Origin of the sequence: Desulfosudis oleivorans Hxd3, assembly GCF_000018405.1 — a bacterium.
GTDB classification, from domain to species: domain Bacteria; phylum Desulfobacterota; class Desulfobacteria; order Desulfobacterales; family Desulfosudaceae; genus Desulfosudis; species Desulfosudis oleivorans.
This window is the reverse complement of the sequence record NC_009943.1, coordinates 2,123,369-2,137,534: the sequence shown is the minus strand read 5'-3', so window position 1 is coordinate 2,137,534 and position 14,166 is coordinate 2,123,369. Positions and strand designations below refer to the sequence as shown.

Sequence of the window (14,166 nt, the reverse complement as noted above, 5' to 3'; positions counted from 1 at the left end):
GAAAATGAGCGGGCCATTAAAACGGGAAGGTCGACCGCGCCACGATGCCATGGTACGGTACTTGAGTGTTTCTCTGGCCGTGGCGTTTTGTGCCGGATGCATTACCACCGGTTACGTGAGAGAAGGGCTTGAGCAGATGCGTCAGTCCAAACCGGACCAGGCCATTGCCCTTTTTTCCAAGGCTATTGAGGACAATCCAAACCGGGCGAAAGCCTACTACCACAGGGGGAATGCGTACGGTATCAAACATGATCTGGACAACGCCATTGATGACTTTTCAACGGCAATTGAACTGGATCCTTTGTTCCTGGACGCCTACATTGGCCGGGCCACTGCTTTTAACCAGAAGGGGGAAATTCAGAACGCCCTGTCGGATTTTGCAACAGCCATTGAGATTTCGCCCAAGAGCCTTGTTGCGTATCTGAAAAGGGGAATCGTGCTGTATGAACAGGGTGCGCTTGATGCGGCCGCGGATGATTTTACAAGGGTTATTGAAGACCAGCCACTGAGCGCTTCTGTTGCTTATTATCACAGAGGCATGATTTTAAAAAAGAAGGGGCAGCTTTTGCAGGCGCTTGCCGACCTTACCCGTGTTATTGATATCGAACCGGGCCTGACCAAGGCCTATGCCGCGCGGGGAGACCTTTATTTTGAACTCGGAGAGTATGATAAGGCGATTGATGACGCCGGACGGATGCTTACTGTTTTTCCCCTGGAAATGCGGGCTTTTGTTCTCAGGGGAGATGCCTGGAAGGCAAAGGGAGACCTGGCGCGGGCCATAAAAGATTATGAGCGGGCACTTTCCATTGATCCTGAGTTTGCGGCGGCGCTTGAAAAAAAAGGCATGGCGCTGCTGGAAACCGATGATATTACGGGCGCCTGTCAGGCTTTTGCGCAGGCCTGCCAAACAGAGGATTGTTCGGAAACAGTAAAGTCCCTCCGTCAACAGCATTGTCCATAGCCCGGACATTTTATGAAATTTTTCGACTTCATGTCCCGCGCCTTGCATCTGCGGCCAAATCAAGTCGTGACATATCCGGGCTGGAAGCATCGACCGGGAAAGGTTTTCCCGCTGCTGCTGTTCCCACTCCCATGACCCAGGCCGGCTTACCCGTCAGAAGTCCCCTGTATTTTGATCTTTTTCGCCCGAAAAAACTTGTTTCTTCAACTAAACTATGTTAATTCTAAATTTTATTTATTCTTTCTTCTGTCCGTACCAATCTTTCGAAGCTGATTTTAAATACACAATAATAAACCGGGAGGGCCATGTCATGCCTGAAGAAGCATCATTTAAAAACCTGCGGGAAGGTGAGCGCGAAACGCGCAAGGAGATCATTCTCAATGCCGCGGTAAAGCTCTTTAACGCCCACGTGTTTCACGAGGTCGGCATGCGGGATATCGCCGCCGAGGCAGGCATATCACCGGCCACCATTTACCGTTATTTTCCCAGCCGGGATGATATCCTGGTGGAGGCCCTTCTGCAGGACATCAACCGGATAGAAAAGCGGCTGGACACCCTGCTGGGCGGCAAACGCATCGGCATGGAGGATCTGGCCATTGAAGTGGTGGATTATTTTCTGGCCAATGAACCCACCTTTCACATGATGTGCCATTTTCTTACCAGCGGTATCGTGGATGCGGAGGCGTTAAAGAAGTTCAAGCTGATCCAGGAGTACTTTCTCAACATGTTCAACATGAAGCTCAAGCAGATCAAGGGCAAGAGCCATGATGTCTTTTACACTCACGCGTTTTTCGCGTCGGTCACCGGCGTGGTGCTGACTTTTCTCCATTATCCCGGCTTGAACAAGCAGAAAAAGAAAGAGTACATGCACCGGCTGGCCCTTGCCATCATCAAGGAGGGCGTCGAGCTGTCGGTATAGGACTGAAAGACTGCTTCATAACCCGGGTAGTGGTTTTCCCCGGGTAACGTGTACCGGTTTATCAATACAGTGAGGGGGATTCATGAAAAAAGAGATGACAGGCACCTCCAACCGTATCCTGGAGATTGACCTTTCCAGCGGCAAAAGTACTGTTTTCAAGGTTCCGGAATCGCTCCGCACCCTGTACCTGGGCGGCAAGGGGCTGGGGTTGAAACTGATTTTTGACCGTATGAACCTGAACGCCGACCCGCTGGGCCCGGAAAACATACTTGCTTTCATGCCCGGGGTGCTTATGGGTACCGGCGCGCCGTGCACCGGACGTTTTGCCGCTGTGACCAAGTCACCCCAGACCGGCATCATGGCGACCGCCTCCTGCGGCGGGGCTTTCGGCATGCAGTTGAAAACCGCCGGGTGGGACGGCCTGCTGGTCACCGGAACGGCCCAGGCCCCGGTTTACCTGATGATTACGGCCGACGGGGCCGAGATTCGGGATGCAGGGGACCTGTGGGGGCTGGAGACCACGGCCTGCCAGCAGCGCCTTGCCGCAGACAAAAACACCGGCGTGCTGGCCATCGGCCCGGCCGGGGAAAACCGGGTGCGGTTTGCCAACATCGCGTCGGGCCACCGGTTCCTGGGCCGGGGCGGTATGGGCGCCGTGATGGGCGCAAAAAACCTCAAGGCCGTGGTGGCAAAGGGGGGCGACTTTAAAATTCTACCGGTCGATCCGGCACTGTTTGAAAAGACGAAACAGAAAGCGGCCCGATACATCAAAGGCAACGCCATGACCTCGGCCACCTACACCACCTTCGGCACCCGGGCCAACGTGACGCCCAGCAACAGGGCCAATATCCTGCCCATCAACAACTTTTTCGACGGCCAGGACGACCGGGCCGTCAATCTTTCCGGAGAGGTGATCAACAAGGCCCATCACACCTCCCACAGCACCTGCAAGCCCTGTTCCATTCTGTGCGGCCAGAAAGGGGAGTTCGGCGGAGAGGTACTGCCGGTACCGGAGTTTGAGACCGTGGGCCTGCTGGGCTCCAACATCGGCATTTTTGACACCAACCGCATTGCCGAGTTCAACCGTGTCTGCGGAGAGATGGGCATGGACACCATTTCCGCCGGCGGCACGCTTGCATGGGTGATGGAGGCCGCGGAAAAAGGCATGGTGGAAAGCCCCCTGCGGTTTGGCGCGGCCGAAGGCGTGTCCCAGGCCCTGCTGGATATCGCCCACTGCCGGGGGTTCGGCGCCGAGATGGCGGAAGGCGTACGGGTTTTGTCTGAAAAATACGGGGGAAAAGAGTTTGCCATGCATGTCAAGGGCATGGAGATGGCCGCCTATGACCCCAGGGGATCGGTGGGCCAGGGCCTGGCCTATGCCGTGGCCAATCGTGGCGCCTGTCACCTGTCGGCTTACATGATCGCCCAGGAGATCTATTTCAAGCTGCTCGACCCTTACCGGACCCGGGCCAAACCCGAGTTCGTCAAATTTTTCGAAAGCATCACCTGCTGCGTCAATTCGCTGCACACCTGCCAGTTCACCATGTTCGCCTACCTGCTGGAACCGCCGTCGGCAAAGTATTCGCCGGATCTGGTGCTGGGCTTCTTCATGCAGAACGTTCCGGAGATCGCCATTCGGCTGATTGATTTTTCCGTCTACACCCGCCTGTGGAGCGCGGTCACCGGCATTCCCATGTCCAACGGCGCGTTTTTAGCGGCCGGAGACCGGATTCATGTGCTGGAGCGCTACATGAACACCCGAATGGGCATCTCCCGCAAGGACGACACCCTGCCCGGCCGCCTGCTCATGGAGGGCCGGGCTTCGGATCCCCGCAAGCGGGTGGTGCCCCTTGATAAAATGCTGAGCAAGTATTATAAGCTCCGTGGGTTTGACGACAATGGCATTCCCACTGAAAAGACATTAAAGCGTCTCGGCATTGCCGCATGACCCGCAAAGATGCGCGGCACACGTTGTGTTGATTCTGTAAGCCAGAGTTGAAAAGGAGAAGAGATTGATGAAAGGGCTGTATCGGACCGGGGGAGGGCTGATTGCCGGTGTTCTGGTGTTGCTGATGGTGTCCGGCTGTTCCATGCTGGGGATTAAAAATATTCCAGTTGAAAAGCTGGAAAAAAAATATTTCAACGAACATTCCCAAATGCTGGAATTTCAGGGCCTGAAGATCCATTACCGGGACGAGGGCCAGGGCCCGGTGCTGATTCTGATCCATGGCGTGTGCGCCTCCCTGCATACATGGGATGGGTGGGTGGAAGAATTAAAGGACCACTACCGCATCATTCGCGTGGACCTGCCGGGGTTCGGCCTGTCACCGCTGACCGACAAGAATATCTATGAGCGTCAACGGGCTGTCGCAGTCATCGAAGAGATGGTCAAGACCATGGGGCTGGATCGGTTTTCCATTGCCGGTAACTCCCTGGGCGGCCATGTGGCCTGGATCTACACCCATGCCCATCCGGAGCGGGTGGAAAAACTTATCCTGATCGATTCGGCCGGTTTTCAGATGAAGATGCCCTGGATACTGAAGTTTGCCTCCACATGGCCGGTTTCCATGGTTTCCCGTCGCATGATGCCCAAGGTGATCCTTTACGAGGCGGTCAACCAGGTCTACGGCGATCCCAGGCGCATGGAAAAAGGAACCAGGGAACGCTATTTTGAGCTGGCCATGCGAAAAGGGGCCAAAAGCGATTATGTGGATATTTTTAAAAAGCTTGATCATGAACTTTCAAAACGGAGCGTGTCCGACGGGATTGACGAAATCAGCGTTCCCACCCTGGTGATGTGGGGGGACAAAGACACCTGGATTCCCTATGCCGAGTCCATTGCCAGGTGGCGCCATGCGCTTCCGGATGCCCGGTTTATTGTCTATGCGGGTGCGGGCCACGTGCCAATGGAGGAGATTCCGGTGGAAACCGCCAGGGACGCACGCGCGTTTCTTTCCGGCAGAATAACCGGCGCGAGAGCCGACTGAACTGTTGAACCTCTACAGGGGCCGTAATCCTTCGTTTAGCGTGGGAGCGGCCCTTTTTCACTTGTATAGTTCACAATTTTTTTGGCCCTCGACCCCTTGCCTTTTTTGGGCCGGCTGAACCAGGAAGAAACAGGTTTCATCGCATGCTCGGGCTGGCATCATCATGCGTGACAGACAGATCGGGAGAAAAAGAAAATGCACCGGCAAAAAACCGAAGACTGGGGCAGGCGCGGCATGCTCTACCTGCTCAAGGATCTGAATTGAGGGCTGGCCGCTCTGGAAGTTGTCCAGAACATGATCGGCGCACCTCAAAACCGGATGCTGAAGGCCGCCACCGGCCTGGAAGGCGGCTGCGTGGCAAGCGGCGCCACCTGCGGCCTGGTTACGGGCGGCTCCCTGGGCCTGGGGCTGGTTCACGCAGAGGCGCTGGAAAGCGGTGATAGGAATTCGGAGGCCGCACTGCTGGACCGGGTGGGCGAATATGTGAAATGGTTTGAGACCGCATTCGGCTCCCAGTTCTGCCGTGAGTGTACCGGCATTGACTTTTATACCCTTTCCGGACAGGCGCGCTACCTGATCCCCGGCGACAAGGTGGCCGGTTGCCTGGCCCGGGTTCGGGGCGCCGCCCGATATCTAAGTGAAGCCAGGGATTGGGAACTGCCGGTTCCAGGCTCCTTTGAGGAGCCGGCAACCGGCCCGGCCTATCACTGCGCGGGGGATGTGCTCAAGACCATCCGTCAAAACACCGGCCTGGGAGATCCTTATCTGGAACAGGCTTCCGTTGTGCTGGACGGCGGGGTGGGGCTCTCCGGCGGCCTGTGCGGGGCTCTGGCCGGCGCGGTGATGGGAATCAACCTGCTGTTGGGCCTCAATGTCCGAAACACCCCTTACAGCGGCATCGTCCGCGCGTTTCTGACCGGCCATATCAACCTTCTGCTGGAAGAGACCTCCCCCAAACGGGAACCCTTTGCCGTGGGAAAGGAAGTGGTCGCCCGGTTCAAACAGGCTGCCGGCAGTACCACCTGTGCCGCTGTCACGGGGAAACGGTTTGCGTCCCGGAAGGATTTTCAGGCCCACATGGCCGCATCGTCCCGTTGCCGAATGCTCATTCGCCACGCAGCGGGCCTGGCAACCGATGAAATTGAAAAATGGAAGGGCAGCGGAAAATGAAGCCGCAATCCCCGGAAAATCGACAGCACCCGTTTTCCGCACAAGGCGTTTTTTTTGCCGTGGTGTCGGGCCTCCTGCTCACCGGAGCCTTCCCTCAAACCGGCATGGCCTGGCTGGCCTGGGTCGCCCTTGTGCCGCTGCTGCGGGTTCTTGACAGCGCTTCGGTCCGGCAGGGGTTTTATGCGGGCCTGGCAGCCGGGTGCGCCCACTATTTTTCCCTGCTCTACTGGCTGGTGCCCACGCTACGCACCTACGGGGCACTTCCCTGGGTTCTGGCCGTCGGGTGTTTCCTCCTGCTCTCGCTTTACCTGGCGTTTTACCTGGGTGTATTTGCAGCGGTTTACGCCGGTGTCAGAAACCGGCCGGTTCTTCGCATTCTTGTCGCGCCGGTGGCATGGACGGCCCTGGAGTATGTCCGCGCCTTTATCCTGTCCGGGTTTCCCTGGGAGCCGGTTGGCTGCTCCCAGTACCGGATACTGCCCCTGATCCAGATGGCCGACCTGACCGGTGTCTACGGCATCTCTTTTCTGGTTGTGCTGTTCAACAGCCTGCTGGCCTGGGCCATATACCGGCTGCTCAAAAAAGAAGCGTTTCCTGCAGCTGAAACGGTTGGGGCGTTTCTCCTATTGGTCCTGTTTCTTGTCATGGCCGTCAGTGCCTGGTTTTACGGCACATGGCGTCTGAAAGAGGTGTCCGGAGCCATGGCTGATGCGCCCTTAAAAAGGATTGCCGTGGTCCAGGGCAATATCGACCAGAACCAGAAGTGGGATGCCGCTTTTCGGGACGCAACGGTTGAAAAATACCTTGCACTGTGCCGCCGGGCCGCTGATACCGGTCCGGACCTGGTGGTGCTGCCGGAAACCGCCATGCCGTTTTATTTTCTGTATGACGGTGTGGCCACGCGCAAGGTCCTGACGGCGGCCCGGGAGGCCGGCACCTGGTTTCTGGCCGGTGCCCCCGCGGCCGCCACGGAGAACGGCGCGGTGAAATATTATAACAGCGCCTACCTGATCACGCCCCAGGGCCAAATCGCCGGCCGGTACGACAAGACCCACCTGGTGCCTTTCGGAGAGTTCGTTCCCCTGGGCCCCTTGCGGGAGTGGCTGCCCTTTGTGCGGACCATTGTGGCGGCAGCCGGTGATTTTACGGCCGGAAACGTCGGCCAGACCCTGGAGATGGGCGGCCTGCCATTGGGAGTCCAGATTTGTTATGAAATTATTTTTCCCTACCAGGCCCGGCGGATTGTTCAGAACGGCGCCGGCCTGATCATCAATATCACCAATGACGCCTGGTACGGCAGAACCAGCGCGCCCTGGCAACATTTTTCCATGGTGGTGTTCCGGGCCGTGGAGACCCGGCGGGCTGTTGTGCGATCGGCCAACACCGGGATCAGTGGATATATCGCGCCCACGGGACAAATCATCGGCGCCACCCCGCTTTTCGTGGAAAGCGTGAAGACCTGGGCCGTGCCGGTAATGCAAACAACGACCGTTTATTGCCGGTACGGTGACCTGTTTGCAAAAGGATGCCTGGTGGGTTTGATCCTTGTTTTGTGGTATATATTCAGAACGGCCCGGGGTTCCGGGAAAGCAGATCAAAAACTTCAGGGAATCTCTAAACATTGAATTTTTTGAGGTTCTTTTTACCGGTGTTTTTAATGGAGGATAAAATGGTGTTTAACAACAGCGCGGAAATTCGGCAGACGATTCGGGAGTCTTATGAAAAGGTAGAACAGTTTCGGAGCTATCTTTGACGAACCGGTCATGAGGGAACGGCTGGCCGAGATCGAGGCTCTGGTCGCCAGGGAAGGGGCCTGGGACGATCCGGAAAGAGCGGCCACCCTGTTAAAGGAGCGATCCCTGCTGTCGGACCGGCTTGATCTGCTTTCCGAACTGGGCCGGGAGGTGGAGGACGCGGAGGTGCTGCTGGAACTGGCGGAGGAAGAGGCGGATTCGGATGCCGCCGCCGAAGTGACCCGCCGGGTGGAAGGGGTTCGGAAAAAGATTGAAAAGCTTTCCATTGATCTGACCCTTTCCGATGAGGACGACCCGGCTGACGCCATTGTGGCCATCAACGCCGGGGCCGGGGGCACCGATGCCCAGGACTGGGCCGAGATGCTGTTTCGCATGTATACCCGCTGGATCGAACGCAAGGGCTACAAGCTGGAGATGATCGACCATCAGCCCGGTGACGAGGCAGGGATCAAAAGCGCCACCTTTTCGGCCAAAGGGCTCAATGCCTTTGGATATCTGAAGAACGAATCCGGTGTTCACCGGCTGGTGCGCATTTCCCCCTTTAACGCCAGCGGCAAGCGGCAGACCTCCTTTGCTTCGGTGTTTGTGTTTCCCCAGATTGACCGGCAGATCGATATTGATATCGACGAAAAAGACCTTCGTATTGATACCTTTCGGGCCAGCGGCGCCGGGGGCCAGCATGTCAACAAAACCAGCAGCGCGGTGCGCATCACCCATTATCCCTCCGGCGTGGTGGTCCAGTGCCAGCAGGAGCGGTCCCAGCTTCGGAACCGGGAAATTGCCATGGCCGTGCTGCGGGCCCGGCTTTACAAGCTTGAAAAAGACAAGCAGAACCAGAAACTGCAGGACATGGAGGCGGGTAAGGACGATATCGCCTGGGGCAGCCAGATCCGGTCCTATTTTCTGCACCCCTACCAGAAGGCAAAGGATCACCGGACAGACTTTGAAATCGGAGATGTTTACAGTGTGCTGGATGGCGAGATTGATCCCTTCATCGAGGCCGTTCTTATGAAGGGACGATGATTAAAGCGCCAGGCCGATTGAACCGGCCGGCCGCAGTAAAACAGGAAAAAAGTTAAGATGACCTTGAATTCAAATAGAAGCGACATCGCTCCCCTGGAGATCATAAAGCGGTATTATGATCCGGGCAGCCGGGCCTTTGAAAGCATGATTCCCCACTGCACCCGGGTGATGGAAAAGGCCCTGGCCGTGGCCCGGGTCGTGGCCGCCATGCACCCCGATATGCGATTTATTGAAGAGGCGGCCCTGCTGCACGACATCGGCATTTTCAAGGTCCACGCGCCGGACATCGGCTGCACCGGGGACGCGCCCTATGTGTGCCACGGCGTACTGGGCCGCGAGCTTCTGGAAAAGGAGGGGCTGCCCCGTCATGCGCTGGTGTGTGAGCGCCATGTGGGCACGGGTATTACCGCCGAAGAGATTGTCGCGGCCGGCCTGCCCCTGCCGGTGCGGGACATGTGCCCGGTCTCTCTTGAGGAGATCATTGTGGCCTATGCGGACAAGTTTTTTTCCAAAAACCCCAAAGCCGGCAACCGGGAAAAACCGGTGGATGAAATTGCCCGGGAGATGGCAAAATATGGCCCGCGCCAGAAGGAGACCTTTCTCTCCTGGGTCAGGCGGTTTGAACCCGGCATGCTGTAGGCGTCACAACGCAACCCTTTGCGCCGTTGCGGTCGGGAAAAACAAAATACCAACTATCAAGGGAAGGGACGTATCCCGTGCTTCCTGAAGATCTGAGAAAACACCTGCGGTTCTATTTTATCACCGATGACAGCGGTGGCCCGGCGCCACTTGAACAGGCAAAAGCGGCCATTCTCGGCGGCGCCACCATGGTTCAGTACCGCAACAAGGCCTTTGACGGCCGGTTTTTTGAAGAGGCCACGGCCATTTTGCGTCTGTGCCGGGTCAATCAAATTCCTTTTATTGTCAATGACGACCCGGTCCTGGCACGGGCATTGGGTGCTGACGGCGTTCATGTGGGGCAGGCCGACGGCAGCCTGAAGACGGCACGAAGCATCGTGGGAAAAAACGCGCTGGTGGGGGTGTCGGTCTCCACTCTTGACGAGCTTGCCCGGACCCCTGTTGAGTTTTGTGATTATATCGGCACCGGACCGGTGTTTGCCACGAGCACCAAGCCGGACGCCAGCCCGGTGATCGGGGTGGCGGGGCTCAAGGCGGTCATCGACCGGTCGAAAAAGCCGGTGGTGGCCATCGGCGGTATCAATGCCGCAAACGCCGCTGCCTGCTTCTCTGCCGGGGCTGCGGGCGTGGCCGTGATCAGTTGCGTGAGCCGTGCTGACAGTCCCCTTGAAGACGCCCGGTTTCTGGCAGGGGCCTGCGGTATTGAGGTTTTTTCTGAAAAGCTGAATGTGCCGTGGAACGATGAGTTCGGCCTGATCGACAGGCTTCTGGCCGGGGATAAGAAGGCCAACGCGGCAGAAGAGGAAATTTTGAAGGTGGGACCCGGGGATGACGCGGCCGTGCTGCATGCCCTGAAAACACCGGTGATCACCACCGACGCCCAGGTGGAAAATGTCCATTTCTCTTTTTCCTGGCAGCGGCCCGGGGAGGTGGGGCAAAGGGCCGTGACCGTGGTGTTAAGCGATCTGGCCGCCGCCTATGCCCGTCCGGTGTCCCTGTTTGTCAACCTGACCCTTCCGCACGACAGGCCCGAGTCTTTGGCCATAGACCTTTACGCGGGGCTGAAGAAAGGACTTGCCGTCTATGATTGTGCGCTGGGCGGTGGCAATCTATCCGGCGGCCGGGAAGTTTCCCTGAACCTGTTTGCCGTGGGAGAGGCAAGGGCGCCTTTTTATCCGGCCCGCGCCAATGCCCGGCCCGGTGACGATTTGTATTGTACCGGCCCCCTGGGCCGATCCAGGGCCGGGCTGCTGGCATTGGCGGCCGGCCTGGAGGGATATGATTCTCTGGTCGAGGCATTCAAGTTTCCCCGCGCCCGGTTTGACGCGGCTATCGTGCTGGCGGATTACAATGTGCGCTGCGTCATGGATATCAGCGACGGCCTGGCCGGGGATGCCCGCCATATTGCCAGGGCTTCGGGCATTACACTCTGTTTTGACGTGGATACCGCCGTCTGTTCCGATGACCTTCAGCGGTTCTGCGAGAAAACCGGCAACCGGCCCGAAGAGATGATCTTTTCCGGGGGTGAAGACTATGAGCTGCTGTTTGCCTGCCCACCGGAAACGGCCCGGCGCATCGGGGATGTCATGCCTGTTTACCGTCTGGGCCGCTGCCTTTCTTTTGATGGTGAATACCTGCGCAACCTGCCTGAAGGCGTGGCCCCGTTTCAGCATGGCCATGCCGGTTCCGGAGACTGATATGGTGGAGATTCCGGCATGACCGGCGGATGCCCGACACGACCCAGAGTGATTGTGCTGTGCGGCCCCACCGGTGTGGGCAAGACCCGCCTTGCTATCGCCCTTGCCGAGGAGTTCGGCGGCCAGATCGTGGGGGCCGATTCCATGCAGGTTTACCGGTACATGGACATCGGCACGGCCAAGCCCACCCCGGCCGAACAGGCCCGGGTGCCCCATCACATGATTGACGTGGCAGACCCGGATGAGTCCTTCAGCGCGGGCCGGTATGCGCGGATGGCCCGGCCCATTCTTATGGATTTGAACGAACAGGGCGTACTGCCTGTACTTGCCGGCGGCACCGGCCTTTACATCAAGGCCTGCCTGCATGGGTTGTTTCGCAAGCACTCGGCGGACAAAGCTGTTCTGGAAAGGCTTGAAAGGGAGGCAAACGATCAGGGGTCGGCGGTCCTGCATCAGCGGCTTGCCGTCTGTGATCCGGAAACCGCGGAACGCATTCACCCCAACGATCGGTTCCGCATTGTCCGGGCACTTGAGGTGTTTGAGTCCACCGGGCTGCCGGCCTCCGGCCACCGGCAGGCCCACGGCTTTGCCGAAGACCCCTTTGACGCGCTGAAGATCTGCCTGCACCTGGACAGAAAGACGCTTTATGGGCGCATCAACCACCGCGTGGATCTCATGCTGGCCGACGGGTTTGAAAAGGAGGTGGCCGGCCTGCTGGCCAGGGGATATGCGCCGGAGTTGAAGGCCATGCAGTCCATCGGGTATCGCCACATGACCGCATGGCTGGCCGGCGGCATCTCCCGTGAAACAGCGGTGGAAAACATGAAGAAAGACACCCGGCGATACGCCAAACGGCAGGAGACCTGGTTTAAGGCCGACCCGGACATGGTGTGGGTCGACCAAAAAGAGGGTTTAGAAAAAGTGCCTTTTCTGGTAAAGAGGTTTCTGCGTTATGGTAAATAAGAGAAGGGTCCATAATTGATGAAACAGCAGCAGTCGTTCTTCCCTGTTCTAATTGTGCTGGTCTGCGTTGTCCTTTGCGCGGCGTGCGCTCCTTCGAAGATGTCCGGGCTTTTCGGCCCTTCGCCGGGGGACCAGCTGTTTGCCCGGGCCGAGGCGGCTTTTTCCCGGCAGGACTATAACGAGGCCCTCACCCTTTATCAGGCCTACCTCACGGAGTTTCCCGGCGGTTCCCACGAACCCGACGCCCGGTTGCGAAAGGCCGACATCCGGTCCCGGCAGAACCGGTTTGCTGAATCACGGGATGGGTACGAGTCGGTGATATCCCGTTACCCGGCCAGCCGGTACGAAGCCATGGCTGTTATCGGCATTCTGGAGAGCTGGCTGCGGCAGAAGGCGTTTTCGACCGTAATTGAACAGTCCGGCAGGCTTGATGACCGTACCGCGCCGGAGCCTATTATTGTCCGTAAATACGCACTGGTAGGGGAGGCCTACCTGTCCATGGGCAGGCCAATGGACGCGGCCCAGATCCTGATCGCGGCATTGAAAAAAGTGGGGGAGGAGAACCGGAAACGAATGCTGGTGCTGTTTGACCAGATCGTTGCCGCCATCGACCCGGAAGGGGTTAATTCTCTTCTGGCCGGTGTGCGGGATCCCGGTTACCGGGGGTATCTGACGTGCCAGCTGGCCGGCAAATACATGGCGCTTGATGAGTATGAACAGGCCGAGGTCGTGCTTTCCGATTTCATGGAAAAATTCCCGGGCAACCCGTATACCGGGCAGGCCCGGGACCTGTTTGAGCGGATCGCAAAGGAGTCGGTGTACGAACGTTATACCATCGGGTGCCTGCTGCCCCTGACCGGCAAATATCGCCGTTTCGGGGAACGGGCACTCAAAGGGGTGCAGCTTGCGTTTCAGTCCTTTATGGCCGCTTACGGCACGCAAAACGCGCCGCCTGTCCGTCTGCTTGTCCGCGATACCGGTTCCGACCCCCAACTGGCCCTGGCCGCAGTGAAGGAGCTTGCGGAAAACCGCGTGGCGGCCATCATCGGCCCCCTTGTTTTTTTTGAGGAGGCCATTGTCGAGGCGCAAAACCGCCATATTCCCATTATCACCCTGACCCAGGAACCGGATGCGCCTGGCCTGGGAGGATGGGTGTTCCGCAACTTTCTGACGTCGCGCATGCAGACCCGCGCCCTTGTTTCTCATGCCCGGGATGTGCTGGGCATTGACAGATTTGCCGTGCTCTATCCGGACGAGCCCTACGGCAGGGTCTTTGCCAATGCCTTCTGGGACCATGTGGAAGAATCCGGCGGACAGGTTGTCGGATTTGAATCCTATGATCCTCAAGAGACCGATTTTGCCGGCCCCATCAAAAAACTGGTGGGCCTCTATTACGACGTGCCTGAGGATCTTCAGGAAACGGTTGACGCCCAGCGGGAGTTCTGGGCCCGGGAAAGAGGATTGTGGGTGGAACCGGAGCCCGGTATGGATATGCCGGAAGCGGATCAGGCAACAGGCAGGCAACCGGAGGAGGAGAAAGAGGAAACGGCCATTGTGGATTTTGACGCTCTTTTTATTCCCGACGGTCCCTCAAATGCAGGGCTGATCATTCCGCAGCTGGTCTATCACGACGTGGTGGATGTGCTGTTCATGGGTACCAACCTGTGGCACTCCCCCGAGCTGGTGAATATGGCAAAAAAATATGTCAACGGCGCGATACTGCCCACCGGGTTTCCGGAAACAGGCAGCAATCCCGAGGTAAGGCGGTTTTCAGAGGGGTTTGAAAATCTGTTTGGCGAAAAACCCGATTTTATTGCGGCAGTGGCCTATGATACGGCAAACCTGCTGTTTCCCATCATCACCGATTCCGACCTTCGGTATCGCAGCTCCATCAAAAGAAGGCTGGGCCAGTTGACGGGATTCCCCGGTGTGACCGGTGTCACCGCGTTTGACGAAACCGGAGAGGTCCACAAGCGGCTTCCCCTGCTGCAAATCCAGGGACGCCGGTTCGTGGAAATTCCGCCATCGGCCCCTTCACAGAAAGATCACTGAC

The 14,166-nt window shown here is 57.9% G+C and carries 11 protein-coding genes; all 11 read left to right on the top strand.

Annotated features, from left to right (window positions below; translation table 11 throughout):
* The first annotated feature begins 4 nt into the window (after window positions 1–4).
* The 11 genes from DOLE_RS09115 (at window position 5) to DOLE_RS09065 (ending at window position 14,165) form a co-directional block, all read left to right on the top strand.
* On the top strand, window positions 5–961 hold the full coding sequence (locus DOLE_RS09115; protein ID WP_012175193.1) for a tetratricopeptide repeat protein: 957 nt from the start codon (window positions 5–7) through the stop codon (window positions 959–961).
* A gap of 310 nt (window positions 962–1,271) precedes the next feature.
* The gene (locus DOLE_RS09110; RefSeq protein WP_012175192.1) at window positions 1,272–1,880 is read left to right on the top strand and encodes a TetR/AcrR family transcriptional regulator; all 609 of its coding nucleotides are present in this window, start codon (window positions 1,272–1,274) and stop codon (window positions 1,878–1,880) included.
* 82 nt (window positions 1,881–1,962) lie between these two features.
* On the top strand, window positions 1,963–3,828 hold the full coding sequence (locus DOLE_RS09105; RefSeq protein WP_012175191.1) for an aldehyde ferredoxin oxidoreductase family protein: 1,866 nt from the start codon (window positions 1,963–1,965) through the stop codon (window positions 3,826–3,828).
* Between the two features lie 67 nt (window positions 3,829–3,895).
* Window positions 3,896–4,867, top strand: a complete 972-nt coding sequence (locus DOLE_RS09100) for an alpha/beta fold hydrolase (protein ID WP_012175190.1) — start codon at window positions 3,896–3,898, stop codon at window positions 4,865–4,867.
* Between the two features lie 267 nt (window positions 4,868–5,134).
* Window positions 5,135–6,037 carry a C-GCAxxG-C-C family protein gene (locus DOLE_RS17355; RefSeq protein ID WP_332306760.1) on the top strand — a complete coding sequence of 301 codons (903 nt, stop codon included), beginning with the start codon at window positions 5,135–5,137 and terminating at the stop codon, window positions 6,035–6,037.
* A complete protein-coding gene (gene lnt, locus DOLE_RS09090) occupies window positions 6,034–7,662 on the top strand; it encodes an apolipoprotein N-acyltransferase (protein WP_012175188.1) in 1,629 nt (542 codons plus the stop codon). Before DOLE_RS17355 ends, lnt begins: the two co-directional genes overlap by 4 nt.
* A 44-nt stretch (window positions 7,663–7,706) precedes the next feature.
* Window positions 7,707–8,814 (top strand): peptide chain release factor 2 gene (gene prfB, locus DOLE_RS09085; protein WP_232362693.1). Its coding sequence is split into 2 segments (ribosomal slippage): window positions 7,707–7,787 and window positions 7,789–8,814, totalling 1,107 coding nucleotides; the frame shifts between segments, so codons are not numbered across the junction.
* 57 nt (window positions 8,815–8,871) lie between these two features.
* Window positions 8,872–9,453 carry an HDIG domain-containing metalloprotein gene (locus tag DOLE_RS09080; RefSeq protein WP_012175186.1) on the top strand — a complete coding sequence of 194 codons (582 nt, stop codon included), beginning with the start codon at window positions 8,872–8,874 and terminating at the stop codon, window positions 9,451–9,453.
* Window positions 9,454–9,530: 77 nt separating this feature from the next.
* Window positions 9,531–11,150, top strand: a complete 1,620-nt coding sequence (gene thiL / locus DOLE_RS17350; protein WP_012175185.1) for a thiamine-phosphate kinase — start codon at window positions 9,531–9,533, stop codon at window positions 11,148–11,150.
* Between the two features lie 18 nt (window positions 11,151–11,168).
* Window positions 11,169–12,113 carry a tRNA (adenosine(37)-N6)-dimethylallyltransferase MiaA gene (gene miaA, locus DOLE_RS09070; RefSeq protein ID WP_012175184.1) on the top strand — a complete coding sequence of 315 codons (945 nt, stop codon included), beginning with the start codon at window positions 11,169–11,171 and terminating at the stop codon, window positions 12,111–12,113.
* Between the two features lie 18 nt (window positions 12,114–12,131).
* On the top strand, window positions 12,132–14,165 hold the full coding sequence (locus DOLE_RS09065) for an ABC transporter substrate-binding protein (RefSeq protein WP_012175183.1): 2,034 nt from the start codon (window positions 12,132–12,134) through the stop codon (window positions 14,163–14,165).
* Window position 14,166 lies beyond the last annotated feature (1 nt).

What these genes read in the sequence shown, in the direction of transcription:
- DOLE_RS09115 (WP_012175193.1), top strand. Translation starts at nt 5, where the DNA reads ATGAGCGGGCCATTAAAACGGGAAGGTCGACCGCGCCACGATGCCATG.
- DOLE_RS09110 (WP_012175192.1), top strand. Translation starts at nt 1,272, where the DNA reads ATGCCTGAAGAAGCATCATTTAAAAACCTGCGGGAAGGTGAGCGCGAA.
- DOLE_RS09105 (WP_012175191.1), top strand. Translation starts at nt 1,963, where the DNA reads ATGAAAAAAGAGATGACAGGCACCTCCAACCGTATCCTGGAGATTGAC.
- DOLE_RS09100 (WP_012175190.1), top strand. Translation starts at nt 3,896, where the DNA reads ATGAAAGGGCTGTATCGGACCGGGGGAGGGCTGATTGCCGGTGTTCTG.
- lnt (WP_012175188.1), top strand. Translation starts at nt 6,034, where the DNA reads ATGAAGCCGCAATCCCCGGAAAATCGACAGCACCCGTTTTCCGCACAA.
- DOLE_RS09080 (WP_012175186.1), top strand. Translation starts at nt 8,872, where the DNA reads ATGACCTTGAATTCAAATAGAAGCGACATCGCTCCCCTGGAGATCATA.
- miaA (WP_012175184.1), top strand. Translation starts at nt 11,169, where the DNA reads ATGACCGGCGGATGCCCGACACGACCCAGAGTGATTGTGCTGTGCGGC.
- DOLE_RS09065 (WP_012175183.1), top strand. Translation starts at nt 12,132, where the DNA reads ATGAAACAGCAGCAGTCGTTCTTCCCTGTTCTAATTGTGCTGGTCTGC.